Origin of the sequence: Streptomyces sp. NPDC059455 (genome assembly GCF_042750115.1) — a bacterium.
GTDB classification, from domain to species: Bacteria; Actinomycetota; Actinomycetes; order Streptomycetales; family Streptomycetaceae; genus Streptomyces; species Streptomyces endocoffeicus.
The window spans coordinates 38,152-61,632 of record NZ_JBHYVB010000047.1 but is presented as its reverse complement, the minus strand read 5'-3'; the positions used below and the strand labels follow the sequence as shown (position 1 = coordinate 61,632).

Below are 23,481 nucleotides of genomic sequence, written 5' to 3'. Positions count from 1 at the left end.
CGGATGGCCTGGCCGCGCTCCTCGGGGCGCTGGAGGCCGGCGATCCGGTGGCGCTGCGCACGCTGGAGGCGGCCGGCACCCATATCGGCACCGTGCTGGCGGCGGTGTGCAACGCGGTCGGCCCCGGGGTGATCGTGCTCGGCGGCGAACTCGCCGCGGCCGGCCCACCGCTCTTCGAGCCGGTCGAACGGGCGCTGCGCGCACACATCATGCCGATCTCACGGGACCGTGTGGACCTGAGGCCGGCGGCGCTCGGCGAGGCCGGTGGCGCCTTGGGCGGTATCGCCCTTGTCCTGCGTGAATCCCCCCTGCTCAGCCATTACCCGGCCCGTCCGGGCTGATCCGGCCCGGTCCCGGGCCGAAGAGGAGGACCCATGTACCCCGCGAGGCGTCCATGACGGTGGTCACCGCGCCCGAGAAGACCCCCACGACACCGCAAGCGCCACGCGGCGCACGACGCACCGTCCACCCCCTCGTGTTCAATCTGATCGCCCTCGTCCTGGCCATCGCCCTCTGGGCGCTGACCGCCGCGGCGGGGCTCGCGGACATCCCCGGACCGCTCTCCGTGAGCTCCCGAGCGCGGGAACTGCTCTCCGACGGAACCCTCACCGAGGACGCGCTGGCCAGCCTCCAGCGGGTGCTCCTGGGGTTCGCGCTCGGCACTCTGGCCGCCGTGCCCGTGGGATTTCTGATGGGCTGGTATCCGGTGGCCCGGGGCTTGCTGGAGCCGTACGTCCAGTTCTTCCGCACGATCCCGCCACTCGCGCTGATCCCGCTGGTGATCGTGTTGATGGGCATCGGCGAGACACCGAAGATCTTCGTCATCTTCCTGGCGGCGTTCATGTCCTGTGTGGTGGCCGCCTTCCAGGGGGTGACCGGAGTGGACCGGACGCTGATCGACGCGGCGCGGGTGCTCGGCGCCTCGGACCGGACCGTCTTCCTCAAGGTGGTCATCCCGGCGTCCACGCCGTTCATCCTGGTGGGCATGCGCATCGGGCTCGGCGCGGCCTGGGCGACCGTGGTGGCGGCCGAGATGATCGGCGCCCAGAAGGGGCTCGGTTTCGAGATGGTCCACGCCCAGACCTACTACGACGTTCCCACGATCTTCGTGGGTCTGATCAGCATCGGCGTCATCGGCCTGGTCATGGACCGTCTGTTGCTGCTGGCCGAACACCGTCTCACCGCGTGGCAGGAGCGTCGATGAGCCCCAAGATCTCTTTTCGGGACGTGGTCAAGACGTACCCGATGAAGGGCGCCACCTTCACCGCCCTCGGTCAGGTCTCCCTGGACATCGGGGACCGGGAGTTCGTCGCGGTCGTCGGCCCGTCCGGCTGCGGCAAGTCCACCCTGCTGTCCATGGTGGCCGGACTGGTCGAGCCCACCTCCGGCACGGTCACGGTGGACGGCGCGCCGGTCGCCGGGCCGGGGCCGGACCGTGGGGTGATCTTCCAGCAGTACGCGCTGTTCCCGTGGCTGACGGTGCGCGGCAATGTCGAGTTCGGGCTGAAGCTGGCACACGTCCCCGCCGGGGAGCGCCGCAGGCGCGCCGATCACGCCATCGAGCTGGTCGGGCTCGCCGACTTCGCCGACGCCCTGCCCAAGACCCTCTCCGGGGGGATGAAACAGCGCTGCGCCATCGCCCGGGCCTATGCCGTGGACCCCGAAGTCCTGCTGATGGACGAGCCGTTCGGGGCGCTGGACGCGCTGACCCGGGTGCAGTTGCAGGACCAGTTGCTGGACACCTGGACTCAGGAGCGGCGCACCGTCCTGTTCATCACCCATGACGTCGACGAGGCGGTGTATCTGGCCGGTCGGGTGGTCGTGATGGCCGCGAGGCCCGGCCGGATCCACCGGGTCATCGAGGTGGACCTCCCCTATCCGCGGACCGAGGAGATCCGGCTCTCCCCGGAGTTCGCGCGCATCCGCAACGACGTCTGGACTCACGTCTACCACCAGTCACCGGCCGGCTCCGCCGCCTGACCTCGCTTCCCAACCGCACTTCTTTCTCGAAAGGACTCACCCGAGATGAGGATGAGCCGACGCGACTTCATGATCTCACTCTCCGCGACCGGGGCAGCACTGTCGGTGGCGGCGTGTTCGTCCTCCGGCCGCGGTGGCTCCGCGGTCAGGTTCGGCTATATCGCCGACTACAACGGCGCGAGCCTGCTGGCCATCGCCGAGGAGCGGGGCCTGTGGAAGAAGCACGGTCTGACCGCCGAGCCCAAGGTGTTCGTCAACGGCCCGGTCCAGATCCAGGCCCTGCGCACCGGCGATCTCGACTACGGCTACATCGGGCCGGGCGCCCTGTGGCTGCCCGCCTCCGGCAAGGCCACCATCGTGGCCATCGACACCCTCACCTACGCCGACCGGGTCATCGCCAGGCCCGGTATCACCTCGATCCAGGGTCTGAGAGGGAAGAAGGTCGGCGTCCCCGAGGGCACTTCCGGTGAGATGGCGCTCAATCTGGCGCTCCAGAAGGCCGGGATGACCATGAAGGACATCTCGAAGGTGGTGATGGACGCGCCCACCGTCGTCTCCGCGTTCTCCTCCGGGCAGATCGACGGCGCCGGGATCTGGTATCCGCTCATCGACACCATCAAGGAGAAGGTGCCGGGGATGAAGGAGGTGGCGAGCACCGAGGACCTCCCCGGCTCCTCCTTCCCCACCGCCTTCGTCTCCGCCGCCAAGGCGAAGCCGGAGCGCGATCAGAAGGTCGTGAAGGTCCTGCAGGAGGCCAACGACTGGCGGGCCGCGCACGCCAAGGAGTCCATCGCGCTGGCCGCGAAGCTGCTCAAGGCCGATGAGGCGAAGGTCGCGGCGGACGCGGAGCATGTGAAGACGATGACGACCGCCGAGCTGGTGGCCAGGACCAAGGACGGCACCGTCGAGAAGTGGCTGGACGGCATGAGCCAATTCTTCGTCCGGACCGGGCAGCTGCCGAAGGCCCCCGACCCGTCCTCGTTCTACGCCGGTGACCTCTACACAAAGGCAGCCGCCCGATGAACCTGCTGTTCCTGATGACCGATCAGCACCGCGTCGACACCCTCGGCTGTTACGGCAATCCGCATGTGGCCACGCCGAACCTCGACCGGCTGGCGGCGACCGGCACCCGCTTCGACCGCTGCTACACCCCCACCGCCATCTGCACCCCGGCCCGCGCCAGTCTGCTCACCGGGCAGGCGCCCTTCCGCCACCGGCTGCTGGCCAACTACGAGCGCAACGTCGGCTATCTGGAGGATCTGCGCGAGGACGCGTTCACCTTCCCCGGCGCCCTGGCCGAGCGCGACTACCAGCTCGGCCTGGTCGGCAAGTGGCATGTCGGCACCCACCGCAACGCCGCCTCGTACGGCTTCGACGGACCCGATCTGCCCGGCTGGCACAACCCCGTCGACCACCCGGACTACGCGGCGTATCTGAAGGAGCGGGGCCTGCCGCCGTACCGGATATCCGATTCCGTACGCGGCACCACGCCCAACGGCAATCCGGGCAATCTGCTGGCGGCGCGGCTGCACCAGCCGGTGGAGGCCACCTTCGAGCACTATCTGGCCACCCGCGCCATCGAGCAGTTGGAGCGCTACGCCGCGGACGGGCGGCCGTTCTTCCTGGCCACCCACTTCTTCGGGCCGCATCTGCCGTATCTGCTGCCCGACGCGTACTTCGACCGCTACGACCCCGACCTGGTGGACCTGCCCGTCTCGATCGCCGAGACCTTCGAGGGAAAGCCACCGGTACAGCGCAACTACAGCGCCCACTGGACCTTCGACACCATCCCCATCGAGGTCACCCGCAAGCTGATCGCGGTCTACTGGGGCTATGTCACGCTGATCGACGAGCAGATCGGGCGCATCCTCACCCGCCTCGACGAACTCGGGCTGACCGATGACACCTCGGTGTTCTTCACCGCCGACCACGGCGAGTTCACCGGCGCCCACCGGCTGCACGACAAGGGCCCGGCGATGTACGAGGACATCTACCGCATCCCCGGCATCATCCGCATCCCCGGGGAAGCCCCCCAGGTGCGCCAGGAGTTCGTCAGCCTCACCGACTGCACCGCCACCATTCTGGACCTCGCGGGCTGCGACACCTCACCGGCCGTGGACAGCCGATCCCTGGTGCCGCTGGTGCGGGGTGAGCATCCGCGGTGGCCGGCCGAGCTGCTCGCCGAGTTCCACGGCCACCACTTCCCGTATCCGCAGCGGATGATCCGCGACGAGCGCCACAAGCTCATCGTCAACCCCGAGTCGGTCAACGAGCTGTACGACCTGGACACCGACCCCCATGAGCTGACCAACCGCTATGAGCACCCCGAGCTGCTGCCCGTGCGCCGCCGTCTGATGCGCCGCCTGTACGACCTGCTGCGGGAGCGCGGCGACAACTTCTACCACTGGATGACCCCGATGTTCGACATCGGAGATCTGGACTACGACCCGAGCCTGAGCTCCTTCGAGCCGGAAGGGACCGCGTAGATGAGACGAAGCCGTAGACGAAGCCGTAGACGAAGCCCTCGGCACAGCCCCGGCACACTCGTCGCCGCGCTGCTGTGCGCGCTGCTGGCCGGGCTGTTGCCCGCGGCCCGGGCGACGGCCGCCCAGCGCCCGGCGGCGGAGCACAACATGACGGCCCACCAGGCGCCCACCTACCAGAACCCCCTCACGGCCGGAGTGGTCGACACCTTCCCCGACCCGGTGATGATCCGGGGCAAGGACGGCCTGTGGTACGCGTACGGCACCCAGAACCCGGTGTTCCAGAGCAAGGGCGAGGACGGTGAGCGGATGCTGCCCATCCTCCGCTCGGCCGACCTGGCGCACTGGGAGTACGCCGGGGAGGTCTTCACCCCGGAGTCCAAACCCGCCTGGCACAAGGGCGCCCGGCTGTGGGCCCCCGACATCCGCTATGTGAACGGCCACTACAACCTCTACTACTCGGTGTCCTCCGAGAACACCGTCGGAGTGGCGACCGCGCCCACCCCCACCGGCCCCTGGACCGACCGGGGAGCCGTGCTGCCCTCGCCGAGCGGCTGCGCCACCGACAACATCGACCAGGCCCAGTTCACGGACGAGGGCGGTCAGCCCTATCTGTACTGGGGCAGCTACGACACGATCTGCGTGGCGAAGATGAACGCCGCCCGCACCCGCATCGAGGGCGCGGTGACCGAAGTGGCGCAGGGCCGCCGGATGGAGGGCGGGTTCGTCGTCCGGCGCGGTGGCCACTACTACCTGTTCTACTCCGACGCGGGCTGCTGCGACGGCGCCTACAGCGGCTATCAGGTCAAGGTCGGCCGGGCGACCAGCCCGACCGGGCCCTTCGTGGACGACCAGGGTGTTCCGCTGACTGCCGCCACCAGCAAGGGCGGTGTGGTGCTCACCGCGAACGGCAACGGCTGGATCGGCCCCGGGCACAACGCCCTCCAGACCGATCTGTCCGGCCAGGACTGGCTCGTCTGCCACGCCATCTCCTCCGACGACCCGGATCTGAAACCGGCCGCGGGCGGCACGCTGAAGCTGTCCAAGCGGCCGATGCTGATGGACCGGCTGGACTGGATCGACGGCTGGCCGGTGGTACGGGCGGGGGCCGGCGCCTCCCAGGGCGCACAGCGGGCCCCGGTGGCCTCCTGGACCGCGGGCGGCACCTTCAACGACGGCTCTCTGAAAGGGTGGCACGGCGGTGGGGGCACCGGCACCGACCGCTGGAGCGTCGGTCATGAGCAGGACGCCCGAGGCTTCGTCACACCGCGCGGGAATCCCACCGACCCCGTCTACCTGGTCTCGGACCGGTCCGCCCCGGCGGCCCGGCGCGCCGAGGCCGATCTGCGGGTCACCTCGGCCACCGGCGCGGCCGGGCTGCTGGCCGGCTACACCGGCCCGGACGACTTCGTGGTGGCGTGGCTGGACCGGCGGCGCGACGCACTGGTGACGGACGTACGGGTCGACGGCCGCAGCCGTGGCACCCGTACGACCCCGCTGCCGCCGGACTTCGCCTGGGACACCTGGCACAACGTGGCGGCGGAGATCCGTGGCACCCGGTTGACCGTGGAGGTGAGCGCGGACCGGCTGCGGGACGCGGTGGCCACCCAGGAGCGGCCGCTGCCCGCGGCGGCGGTCCGCTCCGGCAAGGTCGGCGTGGCCGCCCGGGGCGCCGGTGCGGCGGCCGACAACGTGGGGGCCGCGGCGCTCCACACACCGGTCACCAGCCGCGTCCCCGAGCATGCGCCCGGCCCGCCGCTGCCCGCCTACAGCGATGACTTCGACACCGCCACCGTCCCCGGCACCACCGCGGATTCTCCGTGGTCCTGGGTGCGCGGACCGGCGTCCGGGGTCGCTATGTCCGATGGCACTCTCTCCTGGCCCACTCAGGGTGCCGAGCTCTATCTCGGCAGCAATACGGCGTCGGTGCTGACCCGGGACGCTCCCCCGGGCGACTACACCGTGGAGACCAGGCTCCGGTTCGCTCCGGGGCGGACCAATCAGCAGGCCGGGCTGGTGTTGTACGGAAACGACGACCGCTACTTCAAGCTGGTGCACGCGGTGCTCCCGGTGAGCCACGCCGAGGGGAAGGCCACGCATATCACCGAGTTCGCGAAGGAGGGCGAGCGTCCCACCACCACACCGCCGACGCCGGTGGCCTACGGGCCGATGTTCGGCGGCCCGCCCGCGGACACGCTGTGGATGCGGCTGTCGTACCACGCCGACACCGCACGGGACGAGACCGAGGTGCGCGCCGCCACCAGCACGGACGGTGTGCACTGGGTCCACACCGGCGTCTGGACCCTGCCGACCGTGAGCAAGCTCAGGATCGGCCTGGTCGCGCAGAACACCGCGGGCGCGGTCGCGCGGTTCGACTATCTGCACACCTATCGCGGCTGACCGGCCGAGTGGACCCCCGTCCTATGCTGATCACCGTTGTTGACGCGAGACGGGGGCCACTTCGGTGGCCGGAAAAGGTGAGAGAGCGTGGCCAAGCCTGTACATGCGGCTATCGGGGACGTGTGGATCACATGTGTGTTCTGCAAGGGCGATCTCTTCCGGGACCGCGAGGTGAAGCTCAACAGCACCGGCATGGAGCTGTTCAAGTTCGGCTGGGCCAACGAATCTGCCACCGGGTTGATCTGCTGGAACTGCGGCTATGTGCACCTCTTCGCCAACAAGGACGTCGAGCTGTACAAGGTGAGGAAGGGCGAGATCTAGCCAGCCCCACCAACGGCCGTCCGAGGTCATGGCAAAAGTTGCTGCGCGGGATCTTTACATCGATGTAAACGGGTGATGGCATACCCCTGCCCGGTCAAATCCCCCGCCCTCCCGGAGATCCCATGGCCCACCCGGACATCACCTCGCCCGGAGTGTCGAACGACGTTCCACGACCCGAATATCCCCGGCCCAGTTTCGTCCGTGAGGACTGGCTCAATCTCAACGGCGCCTGGCAGTTCGCCTTCGACCCCGGCGACAGCGGACTCGAGCGCGGCCTGGTGCACCAGGAGCTGGAGGGGCGGATCCTGGTCCCGTTCTGCCCCGAGTCCGAGCTGTCGGGGATCGGGGACACCGACTTCCACCCCGCGGTCTGGTACCGGCGCACGGTCCGGATACCGGCGGGCTGGGCCGGCCGGCGGGTGCTGCTGCACTTCGGGGCCGTCGACCACGACGCCACCGTGTGGGCCGACGGCCGCGAAGTGGCCCGGCACAGCGGCGGCTTCACTTCCTTCACCGCCGATCTCGGCGTGGTGGCGGGCGCGACCGGCGGCGACGCGGAGGTGGTGATCGTGGTACGGGCCCGGGACGCCCGCCACGGCGCTCAGGCGCGCGGCAAGCAGGCCACCGACTACGCCAACAGCGACTGCCACTACACCCGCACCACCGGCATCTGGCAGACGGTGTGGGCGGAGCCGGTGCCCGAGGTCCATCTGCGCAGGCCGCGGATCACCCCCGACCTCGCGTCCGGGGCCTTCCACCTCGAACTGCCGCTCAGCGCGAACCGTCCGGGCCACCGGATCACGGCCCGGGTGAGCGACGCGGACGGCGAGACGGTGGCCGAGGCGAGCGTCCGCGCCGACCTGGATCTGGCCCCCCGTCTGGTGCTCACGCTGCCCGAGGACCGGCGCCGGACGTGGTCTCCGGAGGACCCCCATCTGTACCGGGTGCGGATCGAGCTGCTGGACGGTGCCGGCGAGGCCGTGGACCGCGCCGAGTGCACCGCCGGGCTGCGGTCGGTGGCCATCGACGGCAAGCGGCTGCTGCTCAACGGCCGCCCGGTCTTCCAGCGGCTCGTCCTGGACCAGGGCTGGTACCCGGACGGGCTGATGACCGCGCCCGACGACGCCGCCCTCGTCCGGGACATCGAGCTGTCGCTGGCCGCGGGGTTCAACGGGGCGCGGCTGCACCAGAAGGTGTTCGAGGAGCGTTTCCTGCACCACGCGGACCGGCTCGGCTATCTCGTCTGGGGCGAGTTCGGCGACTGGGGAGCCAGTACCGGGCGCACCACGGCGGACAACCAGCGGCCCACCGCCGGATTCATCGCCCAGTGGCTGGAGGCCGTGGAGCGGGACTACTCGCATCCGTCGATCGTGGGCTGGTGCCCGCTCAACGAGACGCACCAGGAGCTCCACGACCGGCAGACCGTCCTGGACGATGTCACCCGGGGCATGTTCCTGGCCACCAAGGCCGCCGACACCTCCCGTCCGGTGCTGGACGCCTCCGGCTACTCCCACCGCGTGGCCGAGACCGATGTGTACGACTCGCACAGCTATGAGCAGGACCCGGAGGCGTTCCGCCGTCAGATGGCGGGGCTGGACAAGGACGACCCTTATCTCAACCCCGACAACCGGGGGAACCCCGGAAGGAAGGACACCGATGCGGTGTGGTCGCTGCCGTACCGCGGCCAGCCCTACTTCTGCAGCGAGTTCGGCGGCATCTGGTGGAATCCGGAGGAGGCGGACGCCGCGGCTGGTGACGACCGCGAGGTGTCCTGGGGGTACGGGCAGCGGCCGCGGACCGAGGAGGAGTTCCAGACCCGCTTCGCGGGGCTGACCGGGGCGCTGCTCGACGACCCCCTGATGTTCGGCTACTGCTACACCCAGCTCACCGATGTGTTCCAGGAGCAGAACGGCGTCTATCGCTTCGACCGGAGCCACAAGCTGGATGTGGAGCGGCTGCGCGCGGCACAGCAGCGCCCGGCCGCCTTCGAGCGCCCGGCCGGGGAGGAGGGGCGATGAGCGGCCTGTCACGGCGTGGTCTGCTGAGAGGCGCGGTGTACGGGGCGGGGGCCGCCGTGTCGGCGTCCGCGCTCAGCGGCTGCGGTTCGATCGCCGGAAGCGTGCGGAGCGCCGACGAGATCGAGTACTGGACCCTGTTCACCGGCCCCGACGGCGAACTGATGAAGACCATGACGCGGAACGTGGAGAAGCGCGTCCCGGGTCTCAAGGTCAGGACGACGGTGCTGGACTGGGGCCCGCCGTACTACACCAAGCTGGCGATGGCCTCGGCCGGTGGCCGTTCGCCCGATGTGGCGATCATGCACCTGACCCGGCTGGCGGGCTATGCCCCCGGTGGTCTGCTCGACCCGTGGGACATGGATCTGCTGGCCGAGTTCGGCCTCAAGCAGGACGACCTCAACAAGACGCTCATCAAGCGGAGTCTGTACGAGGGCGACCCGTACGCCGTTCCGCTGGACACCCACCCGTTCGTCGTCTTCTTCGACCGGGACGTCCTGGACAAGGCGGGGCTGCTCACCGGTGACGGGCGGCTGGAGCCCTTCGAATCGCCGAAACACGCCCTGGAGCTGATGGACAAGCTCCGCAAGGACGGCGGCAAGCTCGGGCCCGTCTTCGGCCACGCCAACGACGCGGCGATGGGCTGGCGGATGTTCTGGACGCTGTTCAGCCAGACCGGCGCCACCTTCGACCTCACGGGGAAGCGGGCCGAGATCGACGAGGACACCGCCGTCGAGGTGGTGCGCTTCATGGCCGACCTGACGCGCGACAGCCGCACCATGGACGTCCAGACGGCCATCGCCGCCTTCGCCAACGGCCGCTCGCCGATGATCTTCTCGGGCGAGTGGGACATGGCCACCTACAAGTCGGCCCTGAAGGACAAGCTGGGCGGCTCCCCCATCCCCACCTTCTACGACCGTCCGGCCGGGGCCTCGGACAGCCACGCCCTGGTGCTGCCGCACCAGGACAACCCGGATCCGGAGCGCAGGCGGCGCGCCCACCGGTTCGTCGCCGAGCTGGTCCGGTCCGGGCTGACCTGGGCGACGGCGGGCCACATCCCCGCGTACACACCGGCCGTCTCGTCCGCGCAGTACGCGAAGCTGCGCCCGCAGTCGGAGTACGCGGGCGCCGCGAAGCAGCTCGTGCTCGACCCGCCGGTGTGGTTCGCGGGCTCCGGCTCGGACTTCCAGACCCGGATGTGCCAGGCGCTCGATCCCGCGCTCGGCGGCTCGTCGTCCGCGCAGAGCGCGGTGCGCACGATGGTCTCCCAGATCAACACCCTGCTGGCCCAGCCGAATCCGGCCTGATCGCGACGGAGTCGCAATGGAAAGGAGCGATGTCATGGCTTCCGTCTCCACGCCCGCGCGGCGGGCCGCGGCCGGATCCCGGCGCCCCGGATTCCGGCGGGCCGCCGCCACGGACCGGCTTCGGTCGGGCCGCGCCGGGTGGCTCTTCGCCACCCCCTTCCTGGTGTTCTTCACGCTCTTCCTCATCGTGCCGATCGGCATCGGCCTGTGGATGAGCTTCACCAACGCCAGCCTGACCGGGCACGGTGACAACACCCTCGTCGGCCTGGACAACTACACCGAGGCGTTCGGCGACAGCCAGGTGTGGCAGACCCTCGGCAACACGGTCTGGTTCACCGTCCTGACCACCGTCCCCCTCGTGCTCGTCGCCCTGGTGATGGCCCTGCTGGTGTACACGGGGATGCCGGGGCAGTGGCTGTGGCGGCTGGCCTTCTTCGCCTCGCATCTGCTGCCGGTCGCGGTGGTCTACCAGATCTGGAGCATGCTGTTCCAGCCGGACCGGGGGATGCTCAACGGCCTGCTGAAGATCTTCGGGATCGACGGCATCGCCTGGCTGACGGACGAGAAGTACGCGATGTGGTCCATCGCGCTGGTGACCCTGTGGTGGACCGTGGGTTTCAACTTCCTGCTCTACCTGGCCGCGCTGCAGGCGATCCCCGACCACCTCTACGAGGCGGCCGCGCTGGACGGCGCCGGGGCGTGGCGCCGGCTGTGGTCGGTCACCCTGCCGCAGCTGCGCCGGACCACCGGGCTGATCGCGGTGTTGCAGGTGATGGCGTCGCTGAAGGTGTTCGACCAGATCTATCTGCTGACCAAGGGCGGCCCGAACGGGGCCACCCGGCCGATCCTGGAGTACATCTACGACACCGGCTTCACCAACTACCGGCTCGGCTATGCCTCGGCGGTGTCGTATGTGTTCTTCGGGCTCATCATCATCCTCTCGATCGCCCAGCTGAAGATCTTCTCGCGCAGGGAGGACTGAGCGCGCCATGACCACCGAGACACTCTCCCCCCGTACCCCCGGAAAGCCCCGCTCGACCATGCCCCGGGAGGTGGTCCGGCGGCGCCGCTACGGCGGCCATGTCTGGCACCCCTCGCTCGGGACGGGCCCCCTCCCCCGTGTGCTGACGCTGCTGGCGCTCGCGCTGATGACGGTGGTCTGGTTGGTGCCGTTCGGCTGGGGGGTGGACGCCTCGTTCAAGACGGAGGTCGACGCGAGCGCGTCGGGCGCCGACTGGATCCCCAAGGCGGGCTTCACCCTCGACGCCTACCGGACCATCTTCGGCCAGGGCAATCTGCCGGTGTGGGCGGTGAACAGCGTGGTGATCGCCGTGTGCGTCACGGCCATCACCGTGGCCATCTCGGCGATGGCGGCGTACGCGTTCTCGCGGACGCTCTTCCGCGGCCGCCGGGTGCTCTTCGCCGTCACCGTCGCCTCGATCATGGTGCCGCCGCAGATCCTGATCGTGCCGCTGTTCCGGCAGATGCTCGCGATGAACCTCGTGGACACCTATGCGGCGGTGATCCTGCCGCAGGTGGTGGCGCCCGCGATGGTGTTCATCCTGAAGAAGTTCTTCGACGGCATTCCGCGTGAGCTGGAGGAGGCGGCCCGGATCGACGGCGCGGGCAGCTTCCGGGTGTTCTGGAGCGTGGTGCTGCCGCTGTCCCGGCCGATCCTCGCGGCCGTGGCCATCTTCGTCTTCATCAACACCTGGAACAACTTCCTCTGGCCGTTCATCAGCACGAGCGATCCGCAGCTGATGACGCTGCCGGTGGGGCTGTCGACCGTGAAGGACTCCACCGGGCTCCGGAACGCCCAGGAGTCGGCCGCCTCGATCCTCGGCTCCATCCCGCTGCTCATCGTCTTCATGCTGTTCCAGCGTCAGATCGTGAAGTCGGTGGCCACCACGGGTCTGGGAGGTCAGTGAGCGACAGTGGCGATACCGCCCTCGGTGGACTCGCGGGTGTGCAGGGTGTGGCCGACGACGACCTCCTGGGCCGGACGGTCCGGTGTCTCGATCCGCGCCAGCAGCAGATCGACGGCGTGCCGGGCGATGGCGCTCTTGTCCGGTGCCACGGTGCTCAGGCTCGGTGTGCTGTAGCGCGCGGCCTCGATGTCGTCGAAGCCCATCACGGCCATGTCGTCCGGCACCCGCAGTCCGCGCTCGTACAGGGTCCGCAGCGCGCCGAGGGCTAGCGCGTCGTTGAAGCAGAACACGGCGTCCGGCGGTTCGGGCCGGTCCAGCAGCGCCGCCATCGCCCGGGCGCCCTCGGCCAGGTGGTAGCGGGGGGTCTCGCGCTCCAGGAGGGGGTCCAGCGGCAGCCCGGCCTCCTCCAGGGCCTGGCGGTAGCCGGTCCTGCGCAGCAGCGGGGTGCCGATGTACGGCTCGGGCTGGAGGCCGATGGCGGCGATCCGGCGGCGCCCGCCGGCCACCAGATGGGCCACGGCCTCCTTGGCGGCGGCCACGTTGTCGATCACCACATGGTCGGCGAGGCCGCCGCTGGGGCGTTCGCCGATGAGCACGAGCGGCACGGTGCCGAGGTGGTTCGCCAGCGCGCTGCCGTGCAGCGCGAGCGGGCTCACCACCATGCCGTCCACGACCTGGTCGCCGAGGCCGTGGATCACCGCCGCCTCCCGCTCGCGGTCGCCCAGGGTCTGCTCGATCAGCAGGGTGCGGCCGTGTTCCTCGGCCGTGGTGAGAAAGTGGCGTCCCAGCTCGGCGAAGTACGGGACGTCCAGCTCGGGCAGGACCAGCCCGATCATGCCGGTGCTGCCTCGGCGGAGGTTGCGGGCCACCCGGTTGGGCCGGTAGCCGAGCTCCCGGATGGCCCGCTGGACCCGCTCCCGGGTCGCCGGGGACACATGCACAAAGCCGTTGATCACATTCGACACGGTCTTCGGGGAGACCCCGGCGAGCGTCGCCACATCCTTGACGGTGGCGCTCCGGCCGGCACCGTCCGAGCGCTTCCGCCCCGGTGCCGCTTGGTCCCTGCTGGTCTGCTGTTTCACGGCGGTCACCGACCGATCCTAGAGCGTGCCGGTGGCGGGCCGCACCGCCGGGCACACCGCGGGCCCCGTCCCCTCAGGCGGTGGCCGCCCCCTCGGGAGAGGGGTGTCCCTCGGGAGCCGGGTGCCGCACGGACGGCGACCGCGGGCCGACGCGAAGATCGAAACACAACCGGAATGGAATACTCATTTCAGCTTGAACACCAAGATTACATAAAGCCGAAAGGCTTTTGGCTCGCATCCGTTGTGACCGAGGTGACGGATCCCTATAGTGCCGTGAGGTGTACATGCGACTCCCCGAGCGGATGCTGGACGTCACGCAACGGAGGAAGTGTAGTGCCGCTGATTTCCTGGGTGTCCGATCCCCTCGGACTCATTCGAAGATGCAGATGACCATGGTGCGCCGCTGACCCACGGCGCCTGTCACTGACAAGACCCCCGGCCCGGTGCTGTCGCGGCCGGTACGCATCTCTCTCAGGAATCTTTGAAACGGGAGACCTTCTCGTCACCGCGCCCTCGGGCGCCCATGAGTGGCCACGCTGTGCGCGTGGCTTGGAAAACTCCCACCGGCGAGCGAATGGAGGTGACTGAGGATGACAGCCGAGGACTTCCTGGCTTCCCGCGAGGCGGGCGAGGCCGCGACGAAGTGGTAATCGTCGTGACCGATAGGTAAGGGGCGCCGGGCGGATCTTCGTATTCGCCCGGCACCCTGTCAGGGCAGTGTACGAGGGTGGGTGGGACAATGCTGCACGGACTCTTGAACGAGGAATCGATAAACTCCCTTCAGGGCCAGGAGTATCGCGATCGGATCCAGCGGATAGAAAAGGCGCTGACCGATGCCGCCGACGGCGACCTCTCGCTCAAGGAACTGGCCGAGTGGGCGGTCGGGCACCGGGACTGGAACGTCAGGCGCCTCGCCGTGGAGACCCTCGCCGCCCGGTTCGTCGACGCGCCCGAGGCACGGGCGGCGATCACCGAAGCGATCCACGACGACGTCGACTGGGTGGCCTTCACCGCTATCAAGGTCGCCGGAGAGCACCGGGTCCCGGAGGCGGTGGCCCACATGATCCGCATCTCCGGCTGGCCCAGCAACTTCACCAAGCCCGCCTACGCCCGCAAACCCGTGGGCTGCGGTGCCGCCTTCACCAAGCGCGCCCTGCTCGACTTCTTCGACTCCACCGATCCGGACGAGCTCCGCGAGCTGGAGGACCGCCACTTCGCCCGGCTGCGGGCCACGGTGGACTCCGCCAGACGCGAACCGGACCTGCGCGATGCCGTACTGATTCCGGCCGGGCCCTTCATCGCCGGGGCCCGGGTGAACGACATCGGCCCCTTCCAGATGGACAACACCGACAATCCGCTGCGCGTCGAGGAACTTCCCGCGTATTACATCGACCGGACCACGGTGACCAACGCCCGGTACGCGGAATTCCTCGGCGCGGTGGGTGGCTCCAGGGAGTTCGCCCACCCCGATGAGCCCGACGGCAAGGACTACACCCCGGCGCACTGGCTCGATCCTCGGTTCAACGGGCCGGACTCCCCGGTGGTCGGGGTCGACTGGTACGACGCCTACGCTTTCGCCCGCTGGGCCGGAGGCCGGCTGCCCTCGGAGAACGAATGGGAGAAGGCCGCCCGCGGAACCGACGGCCGGATCTACCCATGGGGCGACGAATGGAGCAATGACAAGGCACAAAGCGTCTTCACGGCATACGGCCGCGATGACATCCGGAATCTCGCGGAACTGGAGGAGCTGCTCGTCACCACCACCGTCTCCTGGCCCGAGCGCCCGGTGGTTGCGGCCGACTCCCATCCGGCCGGCGCGAGCCCCTACGGCGTCCTCAACATGGCGGGGAACGTCTGGGAGCTCACCCGCACCAATTTCTTCACCCGGGCCGATATGGCCCCCTTCTTCAAGGGGCGTTCGGGGCAGGAATTCATGAACCGTCCCGAGGCTTTCCATGTGCTGCGCGGCGGGACGTGGACCTCGCCTCCGGTCTGCCTGTCGACCTTCTACCGAGGTAAGGACCTGCTCACCGACCGGCACAACGAAGTCGGCTTTCGCTGCGTATACGACGCTTCTGGAAAGTGAGGACGCACCATGCCGGACCGAGGCGAGCGCGATGTGCTGCGGCAGTCTCTGGTAGAGGGGATCCATCTGCTCGCGGAGCTGGGCTACAGCGAGGGCATCGCGGGCCATGTGAGCGTGCGCGACCCGGAGGACCCGGATGCCTACTGGGTCAATCCCTTCGGTCTGGACTTCCACCATGTGAGGGTCGACGATCTGCTCCTCGTCGGGGCGCGGGGCACCGTCCTGGAGGGCTCGGGCGAGCTCAATCCCTCGGTGGACCCGCTCCATGGTGAACTGCATCGCAACCGGCCGGACCTGGTGGCCTTCGCCCATACCCACTCGATGTACGGCAAGACCTGGTCGTCCCTGGGCCGACTGCTCGATCCGATCACTCAGGACGCCTGCGTCCTCTACCGGCGGCACGGCCTGTACGACCGGTTCACCGGTCTGGTCAACGCGCGCCAGGAGGGCAAGGAGGTCATCGAGGCCATGGGCGACGGCACTGCCGTGATCATGCAGAATCATGGCTTCCTGGCCGGGGGCCGCTCCCTGGGCGAGGCGATCTGGCTGTTCATCGTGATGGAGCGGGCCGCCGCGTCCCAGCTGATGGCCGAGGCCGTCGGCACACCGCGGCTGATCCCGCACGAGACGGCCCTGGAGACCGGACGCGCGCTGGCCAGGCTCGAATTCGCCGACCGGCAGTACCGGAATCTGTACGAGACGACCTGCCGACGCGGGAAGTGACACCATGAAGGTCGGGCTCAACTTCCTGCCCACCGTGGGCCCCGGCGAGATGCCGGCCGAGCGGTTCTACGACGAGATCATCGAGCTCAGCGAGCTGGCCGACCGGCTCTCCTTCAGCCATGTGAAGCTGGTCGAGCACCACTTCCACGAGTGGGGCGGATACAGCCCGGACCCGGTGGCGCTGCTGTCGGCCATCGCCCGGCGCACCACCCGCGTACGGCTGGTGACCGGGGCGGTCACCCCCGCGTTCACCCACCCCATCAAGCTGGCCGCCTCGCTGTCGGTCCTTGACAACCTCTCCCACGGCCGCCTCGACGCCGGGTTCGGCCGGGCGTTCCTGCCCTCGGAGTTCGAGGCGTTCGAGGTGGACATGGCCGACAGCCGGGCTCTGCTGGAGGAGAACGTCGAGGCCGTCGAGCGGCTGTGGACGGACGAGGGCTTCCGCTGGGAGGGCCGCTTCCACCGCTTCGGCCCGCTGCCCGCGATGCTGCCCCGCCCCGCGCAGCGGCCCCGGCCACCGGTGTTCATCGCCGCCACCACCTCCCCGGAGACCTTCACCTGGGCCGCGTCCAAGGGGTACCACCTCATGATCATCCCGGTGGTGGCCAGCCATGAGAAGCTCACCGGGCTTCTCGATCTGTACCGCGCCACCCGGATGGAGCACGGCCACTCCCCCGACTTCCGTCTGCATGTCAGCTACCACTGCTATGTGGCGGAGAGCCAGGACGAGGCGGTGGCGCGAGCCGAGGAGCACTACGCCGCGTATCGGGCCAAACAGCTTGAGGCTTACGGGAGTTGGCGCGGCATCACATCGGACCAGTACCAGGGCTATGAGCGCATGGAACAGGCGGCTCGCACGACCACGGTGGCCGGTCTGATGGCCGCCGACAACATCATCGTGGGCGGGGTGGCCGAGACCGCCGCCACCATCCGCCGCATCGGCAAGCTCTACCCCGGTGCCGAACTGAGCCTGCAGCTGCGGTTCGGGTCCGTCTCGCACACCGAGGCCATGCGGGCGGTGCGGCTGCTCGGGGAGCGAGTGCTGCCCGAGCTCATGGAGGGCGCATGACCGCGTCCGGCGATCCGGTTCCGCTCAGTCCGCAACAGGAGTGGATCTGGGAGAGCATGCGCTTCATGAACCCGGACAACGCGGCGATGACCAGGACCAATGTCTGTCTGGCGTTCGCGTTGCGCGGCCCCCTGGACAGCGGGCGGCTCGAACGGGCGCTGGCCGATGTCCGCCGACGGCACGAGGCGCTGCGCACCAGCCTCAGCGACCTGGGCACCGCACCCCGCACCCATGTCCAGGACGCGGAGGACTCGCACCGGCCCCTCCTCGCCCTGGTGGATCTCTCCGGCGTGCGACCGGAGGATCAGGACACCTACTGCGAGCTGGTGGCCGGTGCCGAGGAGCACCGCGTCTTCGACTATGTCCGGGGCCCGCTGTGGCGGGCGACGCTGGTGCGCCGCTCCCCGACGGAGCATGTGCTGATCCTGTCCGCCGCCCATCTGATGCTGGACGCCCCCTCGGTGCAGCTGGTCGTCCGGCACCTGGCCGAGGCGTACGAGGGGATCGCCCCTCCGGCACGGCAGGAGCAGTACCGCGACTTCGTGCGGCGGGCCGCCCGGCCGCCCGCGGACGCCGACCGGCGTCTGGAGCACTGGCGCCGGGTGCTCAGCCCCCTGCCCGCCCCGCTCGACGTCCGCACCGACTACCCCGCGGCCCCACCGCCGGTCTTCCTGCGGGAGACGACGCCGTTCCGGGCCGAGGCCGATGCGGAGGCCCTCGCCGGGCTCCGCGGCCGGGCGGGCGTCACCCCCTATCTGATCCATGTCGCGGCCTATGTGGCCGCCCTCGCGGACCTCTGCGGGGCGCGGCGCGTCGTCGTCGGATCCACGCTGACCCGTCTGGAGCTCAAACCGGATCCGCATACGGTCGGGCACTTCGCCGATCTGGTGCTGCTGCCGATCGAGGTGCGCCCCGAGCACACCTTCGGCGAGCTGCTGGAACACGTCAGGGACACCGCCCTCGACGCCTACGACAACCAGTTGCCGTATCTGCGCATCGCCGACGCGATCGACCCGGAGTTCACGGCCAGACGGCCCTGGCCGGCGAGGGCGCTGTACCACGTGTGGGTGCGCGGCAGCGTCCTCAACGCCGACCTGGGCCCGCCGGAGCGCATCGGCGACGCCGAGGTCCGTCCCTTCGAGTTCACCAGGGAGACCTGTTATCCCATCGAGCTGGACGGCGATCGGTACGCGCATGTCTACGGCCAGAACGTGGTGCCCACCCTCTACGCCGGCCCGACCGGGCTGGACGGCGAGATGACGTACAACCGCGCGGCCTTCACCCCGAGCGGCGCTCAGCGCTACATCGACCGCCACTGCCAGAACCTGGAACACATGCTCAAGGACCCCCAGACGCGGATCGGAGAGGTGTGGCATGACAGCGGCCGCTGACCCGCCCGGACACGGCCGTCCGGCCCGCACCCACGACCTGGTGCGCGACGCCGCACTACGGTGGCCGGACCGGTCGGCGCTGATCGAGGGCGACACCGTCCTCAGCTACCGCCAACTCGACCGGCGCGCCGAGGACTTGGCCCAAGCCCTGGTGGCACGGGGGGCGGCCCGCGACATGACCATCGGGGTCAGCGCGCCACGCTCCGCCGAGCACGTGATCGCCGCGCTCGCCGTGTGGAAGGCCGGTGGCGTCTGCGTGCCACTGGCGACGGATCTGCCCCCGGCCCGGATCGCGGACATGCTGCGGATCGCCGGGGTGCGATTGACAGTGGGTCCGGGACTGACCATCGGCGAGGTCGCGGATCCCCCCGTGGGCCAGCCACTCGACGGTCTGCCCCCGGCTCCGGAGGGCGAGGACGGCGCCGTCGCCTGCGTCTACTTCACCTCGGGCTCGACCGGCAGTCCCAAGGCGGTGGCCATCACGCACGCGGGCATCGTGAACGAGGCGCTGTGGTCCCATGACGCCTTCTCGATCCGCCCCGAGGACCGCAGCGGTTGGCTGGCCTCCCCCGGATTCGCCATCTCACGATGGGAGTTGTGGACTCCGCTGACCGCGGGCGCCGCCATCACCGTCTCCGAGGAAGGCGCCGTCCGCGAGCCGGGGGCGCTCCGTGACTGGCTGCTGGACCAGGGGGTGACCTGGAGCATCGTGGTGACCGGGCTCGCGGAACGGCTCTTCGGCGTCCCCTGGCCTTCGGACTGCCCGCTGCGCCTGCTGGTGACGGGCGGTGAGCAGTTGCGGGTCTGGCCCCGCGGGCTGCCCTTCGAGGTCGTCAACTCCTACGGTGTCACCGAGGCGTCCAGCGTCCGCCTCGCGGCCCGGCTCGACCCCTCCGAGGGTTCCACCGGACGTCTCCCCTCCGTGGGCCGTCCGATCCGCGGTACCCGGGTCCATGTGCTCGACGACGCACTGGCCCCGGCGCCCGACGGGGAGGTCGGGGAGCTGTTCATCGGCGGTATCGGACTGGCCCGCGGCTACCTCGGCGATCCGGAACAGACCGCACGGCGCTTCGTACCCGATCCGTTCCACGGCGGCGGGCGGCGCCTGTACCGCACCGGTGATCTGGTGCGCGTCGATGAGAAGGGGCGGGTGGAATTCGTCCGCCGGCTGAACGACGACCCGAAGGTCGGCGGTGTCCGCGTCGACCTCGCGGCCGTCGAGGCCGCGCTGCTCGCCTCGCCCGGGGTCACCGGGGCCGCGGCCGCGATCCGTGTCCATGGCGGGGAGCGGCCACGGCTGGTGGGGTATCTGGTCGCGGACGACGACCGGCCGGCCCCCGATGAGGTGATCGACGCGGTCGCCCGGCGGTTGCCCCCTCAGATGGTGCCCGGCGTCCTGGTGCGTCTCACCTCCCTGCCGCTGCTGTCCAGCGGGAAGGTGGACCGCGGCCGGCTCCCGGAACCCACGGCGGACATCGTGTTCCGCGGTCGTCGGGCCACGGCGCGGGACGAGACCGAGCAGCAGGTCATCGACGTCTTCCGGGAAGTCCTCGGCCGCGCGGACATCGGCGCCCACGACGACTTCTTCGGCTTGGGCGGAGACTCCATGGGCGTCGCCCGGGTACGGCAGTCCCTCCTGGAACGCCACGGCATCGACATCCCCTACACCCTCATCTTCCGTCAGCGGACCCCGCGCCGGATCTGTACGGCCGCGAGCGACGGCGGGGAGGAGCCCCGGTGACCTTCACGGACGCGCCCAGCAGGCTTCCGGCTCTGGCGAGCCGTACGAACCAGCTCGCGGACTCCGCCGTCGGCGCCGTGCTCCGGCTGACCGAGGGCCACGATGTGATCGCTCTGGCGGCCGGCAGCCCGGCGCCGGAGACCTACTGCCACCAGGAGTTCACCGACGCCACCACCCGCCTGCTGAGCCAGGGCGGCCTGCCGCTGCGGTACGGCGACGCGAGCGGGCTGCCCGAGCTCCGGTCGTGGATCGCGGCCCGGGAGTCCGCCGAGCTCGGCCGTCCGGTCGACGAGGGGCAGGTGCTTCTCACCCATGGCTCACAGCAGGGCCTCGACCTGCTGTGCAAGGCGCTGCTCGATCCCGGCGACGTGGTCTTCGTGGACCGGCCCAGCTATGTGGGAGCGCTGCAGGTCTTCCGTCTCTTCCAGGCCCGGGTGGTGGACGTTCCCCTGGGGTCGGACGAGGGCCTCGGCCGGCTCGAAGCGGCGCTGTCGGTGGAGGAACGGGCCAAAATCATCTATGTGGTACCCACCTTCGCCAATCCGACGGGCGCCACCCTGGACACCGCGCACCGGCGCGGTCTGGCCGCCCTCGCCCAGCGGTACGGCTGCGTCCTCGTCGAGGACGACCCGTACCGGGATCTCGGCTACGACACCGTCGCGCCCCGGCCGACCGCCGCGACCTCCGCCGTGGCCGGCGCCGTACGGATGGGTACCTTCTCCAAGGTGCTCTTCCCCGCGGCGCGCCTGGGCCATCTGATCGTCCCACCGTTTCTCACCGATGTGCTGATGAAGTTCAAACAGGCGGCCGACCTGGGGAATTCGCTTCTGATGCAGCAGGTGGTGCATGAGCTCGTCCAGGAGCCCGGCTTTCTGGCCACCCGGCTGGAGCGCGCCCGTCATCTCTATCGCAAGCGCCGCGACGCACTGGTGAGTGCCCTGGCCGACTCCTTCGAGGGGGCTTTGGAGTTCGAGGTGCCCCACGGTGGCTTCTTCGTCTGGGCGAGGCTTCCCGGGGGCGCCGACGCCACCGAACTGCTTGCCGCCGCGGTCGAGGAAGGTGTCTCCTTCGTACCGGGGACCGATTTCTACGCGACCGGGCCCGACCCGTCCACCCTCCGGCTGTCCTTCTCCTGCACCCGTGCCGAGGACATCGTCGAAGGCGTCGCCCGGCTGGAACGGGCGTGGCGGACCCTGCGCAAGGGGCCCCGCTCATGAAGCTCACCAGGGACGACGACGGAATCTTCGCGGGCCTCGACAAGGCCCCGTTCGACGTGGACGCGTTCCTGGCCCGGCCCCTGGTGGCCCGGCTGGCCACCGAGGGCCCACGGGTACGGCCCGTGTGGTTCCTGTGGGAGGACCACGCCTTCTGGGTGCTCACGGGCCCCTGGGCCCGGCTGGAGGAGCGACTGGACCGCGCCCCGGTCTTCGAACTCGTGGTGGACTCGTGCGACCTCGCGACCGGCACCGTTCACCAGGTCATCGCCCGTGGCCACGGCCGGGTGGTGAACTTCGACACGGACCGGGGCCGCCGCAAGCTCACCCGGTACCTGGGCGAGCGGGAGGAGCTGTGGGACGCCCGGTTCAGCCTGCGCGGCGACCCGTCCGCCCGGGGCACCCGCTGGGCCCTGCTGGTGCCCGACACCCTGTGGATCGCGGACCTGTCCTTCCGCCCGCCCGGCGAAGCGCGAATGGACCGCCCATGAGCACGGACACCACGGACGAGACGGCGGACGGGGCCGCCGGCCACCGGTCCTACCGCCGGGTGCTGACCGGGAACCCGCGCCTGGCCGTACTGCTCGCCGGTTATGTGATCTCCAGCGTGGGCGACGGCATCCTGCTGATCGCCCTGCCGCTGCTGGCCATACGCCACCACGGGCAGCTCTCCGCCCCCGTTGCGGTCGGCCTGGTGATGACCGCACCGTATGTGCTGTCGACCGTTCTCGCCCTCAGCATCGGCCTGGGACGGCTGCGACTGCCCACCCGGGCCGTGGTCATCACCGACAGCGCGCTGCGCACCGTCCTCTTCACCTTGGTGGGCCTCGCCGCCATGGCCGACCGGATCGACATCCGGTTCCTGGTGGTGGCGCTGCTCCTCGGGTCCGTCCTGCATCAGACGGCGTCCAGCAGCCGGCGCCTCGTCGCCACCGGTATGGCCGGGAAGGACGAGCTCTTCACCGTCAACGGACTGCTGGGCTTCGCCAACAGCCTGGCGCTCTACGTCGTAGGGCCGGCGGTCGGTGGCGCGGTCACGGTCGCGTTCGGAGCGGACGTGGCCGTCCTCCTCGAAGCACTCAGCTTCCTCTTGCTGTTCGGGGCCGTCGCGCTCGTCGTGCCGCCACAGCCGAGAACGCCCCGGGCGGAGCGGTCGACGGAGTCCGGGTGGCGGATCCTGCGGCTGCGTCCCGTGGCCGCCCGCCTGTTCTTCGTGGTCTTCTTCTTCAATCTGTCCTATATGCCGGTGGAAGTGGCGCTTCCCGTGCTGGTCAACGGAGATCTCCACGGGGACGGAAACACACTGGGCATCATCTGGACCGCCTTCGGCGCCGGGGCGCTGCTCGGCGGGGCGCTCACCGGTTTCCTGCGGAAACTGCACCAGCAGGCCGTCCTGGTGGCGGTCATCGCGCTGTGGGGCGGTTCGGTGGTGCTTCTCGCCCTCGCCCCCTCCGGGCCGGTCGCGATGTGCGCCTTCGCCCTGGGCGGATTCATCTACGCCCCGTTCACACCCATCGCCTACACCTTTGTGCAGTCGGAGCTCCCGCCCCATGAGCAGCAGCCGGTGATCACGCTCTGGACCACCGGCTCGACGCTGGCGGCCCCGATCGGCCTGCCGCTCAGCGGCCCGCTGGTGAGCGCGCTCGGTGCGCGCGGCGGACTGCTGCTCTCCGCGGCACTCACCCTCGTTCTCGTTCCGTTCGCCGCCAAGGGCCTGCTGGGCCCGCGCCGAGTCGCATAG

At 69.9% G+C, this 23,481-nt stretch carries 20 protein-coding genes; 19 read left to right on the top strand and 1 reads right to left on the bottom strand.

The window, feature by feature from the left end; translation table 11 throughout:
• The 11 genes from ACFXB5_RS19150 to ACFXB5_RS19100 all read left to right on the top strand — a co-directional run.
• A partial coding sequence (locus ACFXB5_RS19150; protein WP_385209135.1) for an ROK family protein occupies window positions 1-341 on the top strand: 341 nt, incomplete at its 5' end.
• A gap of 53 nt (window positions 342-394) precedes the next feature.
• Window positions 395-1,204 carry an ABC transporter permease gene (locus ACFXB5_RS19145; protein WP_385209132.1) on the top strand — a complete coding sequence of 270 codons (810 nt, stop codon included), beginning with the start codon at window positions 395-397 and terminating at the stop codon, window positions 1,202-1,204.
• Complete coding sequence (locus ACFXB5_RS19140) at window positions 1,201-1,980, top strand: ABC transporter ATP-binding protein (protein ID WP_385209129.1); 780 nt, start codon at window positions 1,201-1,203, stop codon at window positions 1,978-1,980. Before ACFXB5_RS19145 ends, ACFXB5_RS19140 begins: the two co-directional genes overlap by 4 nt.
• A 45-nt stretch (window positions 1,981-2,025) precedes the next feature.
• A complete protein-coding gene (locus tag ACFXB5_RS19135; protein ID WP_385209127.1) occupies window positions 2,026-3,003 on the top strand; it encodes an aliphatic sulfonate ABC transporter substrate-binding protein in 978 nt (325 codons plus the stop codon).
• Window positions 3,000-4,466: a sulfatase-like hydrolase/transferase gene (locus ACFXB5_RS19130; RefSeq protein WP_385209124.1), complete on the top strand. Its 1,467-nt coding sequence runs from the start codon at window positions 3,000-3,002 to the stop codon at window positions 4,464-4,466. The genes ACFXB5_RS19135 and ACFXB5_RS19130 overlap by 4 nt, the downstream gene beginning before the upstream one ends.
• The gene (locus tag ACFXB5_RS19125; RefSeq protein ID WP_385209121.1) at window positions 4,467-6,863 is read left to right on the top strand and encodes a family 43 glycosylhydrolase; all 2,397 of its coding nucleotides are present in this window, start codon (window positions 4,467-4,469) and stop codon (window positions 6,861-6,863) included.
• A gap of 87 nt (window positions 6,864-6,950) precedes the next feature.
• On the top strand, window positions 6,951-7,184 hold the full coding sequence (locus ACFXB5_RS19120) for a hypothetical protein (RefSeq protein ID WP_201855400.1): 234 nt from the start codon (window positions 6,951-6,953) through the stop codon (window positions 7,182-7,184).
• A gap of 122 nt (window positions 7,185-7,306) precedes the next feature.
• Window positions 7,307-9,202 (top strand): glycoside hydrolase family 2 protein, encoded by a 1,896-nt coding sequence (locus ACFXB5_RS19115; RefSeq protein ID WP_385209119.1) that lies wholly within the window; start codon window positions 7,307-7,309, stop codon window positions 9,200-9,202.
• Entirely contained in the window at window positions 9,199-10,506 is a 1,308-nt protein-coding gene (locus ACFXB5_RS19110; RefSeq protein WP_385209116.1) for an extracellular solute-binding protein, read from the top strand. Before ACFXB5_RS19115 ends, ACFXB5_RS19110 begins: the two co-directional genes overlap by 4 nt.
• Window positions 10,507-10,540: 34 nt before the next feature.
• Window positions 10,541-11,488 carry a carbohydrate ABC transporter permease gene (locus ACFXB5_RS19105; protein WP_201855403.1) on the top strand — a complete coding sequence of 316 codons (948 nt, stop codon included), beginning with the start codon at window positions 10,541-10,543 and terminating at the stop codon, window positions 11,486-11,488.
• Between the two features lie 7 nt (window positions 11,489-11,495).
• The gene (locus tag ACFXB5_RS19100) at window positions 11,496-12,434 is read left to right on the top strand and encodes a carbohydrate ABC transporter permease (RefSeq protein ID WP_385209113.1); all 939 of its coding nucleotides are present in this window, start codon (window positions 11,496-11,498) and stop codon (window positions 12,432-12,434) included.
• Here ACFXB5_RS19100 and ACFXB5_RS19095 read toward each other — a convergent pair.
• Window positions 12,428-13,525, bottom strand: a complete 1,098-nt coding sequence (locus ACFXB5_RS19095; RefSeq protein WP_385209110.1) for a LacI family DNA-binding transcriptional regulator — start codon at window positions 13,523-13,525, stop codon at window positions 12,428-12,430. The two genes, ACFXB5_RS19100 and ACFXB5_RS19095, sit on opposite strands and share 7 nt — an antisense overlap.
• A gap of 745 nt (window positions 13,526-14,270) precedes the next feature.
• Between ACFXB5_RS19095 and ACFXB5_RS19090 the strand changes: the two genes are divergently transcribed.
• The 8 genes from ACFXB5_RS19090 to ACFXB5_RS19055 are packed head-to-tail and all read left to right on the top strand — an operon-like array spanning window position 14,271 to window position 23,481.
• Complete coding sequence (locus tag ACFXB5_RS19090; RefSeq protein ID WP_385209107.1) at window positions 14,271-15,602, top strand: SUMF1/EgtB/PvdO family nonheme iron enzyme; 1,332 nt, start codon at window positions 14,271-14,273, stop codon at window positions 15,600-15,602.
• Between the two features lie 9 nt (window positions 15,603-15,611).
• The gene (locus ACFXB5_RS19085; RefSeq protein WP_385209104.1) at window positions 15,612-16,325 is read left to right on the top strand and encodes a class II aldolase/adducin family protein; all 714 of its coding nucleotides are present in this window, start codon (window positions 15,612-15,614) and stop codon (window positions 16,323-16,325) included.
• 4 nt (window positions 16,326-16,329) lie between these two features.
• Window positions 16,330-17,394: an LLM class flavin-dependent oxidoreductase gene (locus ACFXB5_RS19080; RefSeq protein WP_385209101.1), complete on the top strand. Its 1,065-nt coding sequence runs from the start codon at window positions 16,330-16,332 to the stop codon at window positions 17,392-17,394.
• Window positions 17,391-18,785, top strand: coding sequence for a condensation domain-containing protein (locus tag ACFXB5_RS19075; RefSeq protein ID WP_385209099.1), 1,395 nt, complete (start codon window positions 17,391-17,393; stop codon window positions 18,783-18,785). Before ACFXB5_RS19080 ends, ACFXB5_RS19075 begins: the two co-directional genes overlap by 4 nt.
• On the top strand, window positions 18,769-20,526 hold the full coding sequence (locus ACFXB5_RS19070; RefSeq protein WP_385209096.1) for an AMP-binding protein: 1,758 nt from the start codon (window positions 18,769-18,771) through the stop codon (window positions 20,524-20,526). Before ACFXB5_RS19075 ends, ACFXB5_RS19070 begins: the two co-directional genes overlap by 17 nt.
• Complete coding sequence (locus tag ACFXB5_RS19065; protein ID WP_385209094.1) at window positions 20,523-21,743, top strand: PLP-dependent aminotransferase family protein; 1,221 nt, start codon at window positions 20,523-20,525, stop codon at window positions 21,741-21,743. Before ACFXB5_RS19070 ends, ACFXB5_RS19065 begins: the two co-directional genes overlap by 4 nt.
• Window positions 21,740-22,231, top strand: coding sequence for a pyridoxamine 5'-phosphate oxidase family protein (locus ACFXB5_RS19060; RefSeq protein ID WP_385209091.1), 492 nt, complete (start codon window positions 21,740-21,742; stop codon window positions 22,229-22,231). Before ACFXB5_RS19065 ends, ACFXB5_RS19060 begins: the two co-directional genes overlap by 4 nt.
• The gene (locus ACFXB5_RS19055) at window positions 22,228-23,481 is read left to right on the top strand and encodes an MFS transporter (RefSeq protein ID WP_385209089.1); all 1,254 of its coding nucleotides are present in this window, start codon (window positions 22,228-22,230) and stop codon (window positions 23,479-23,481) included. Before ACFXB5_RS19060 ends, ACFXB5_RS19055 begins: the two co-directional genes overlap by 4 nt.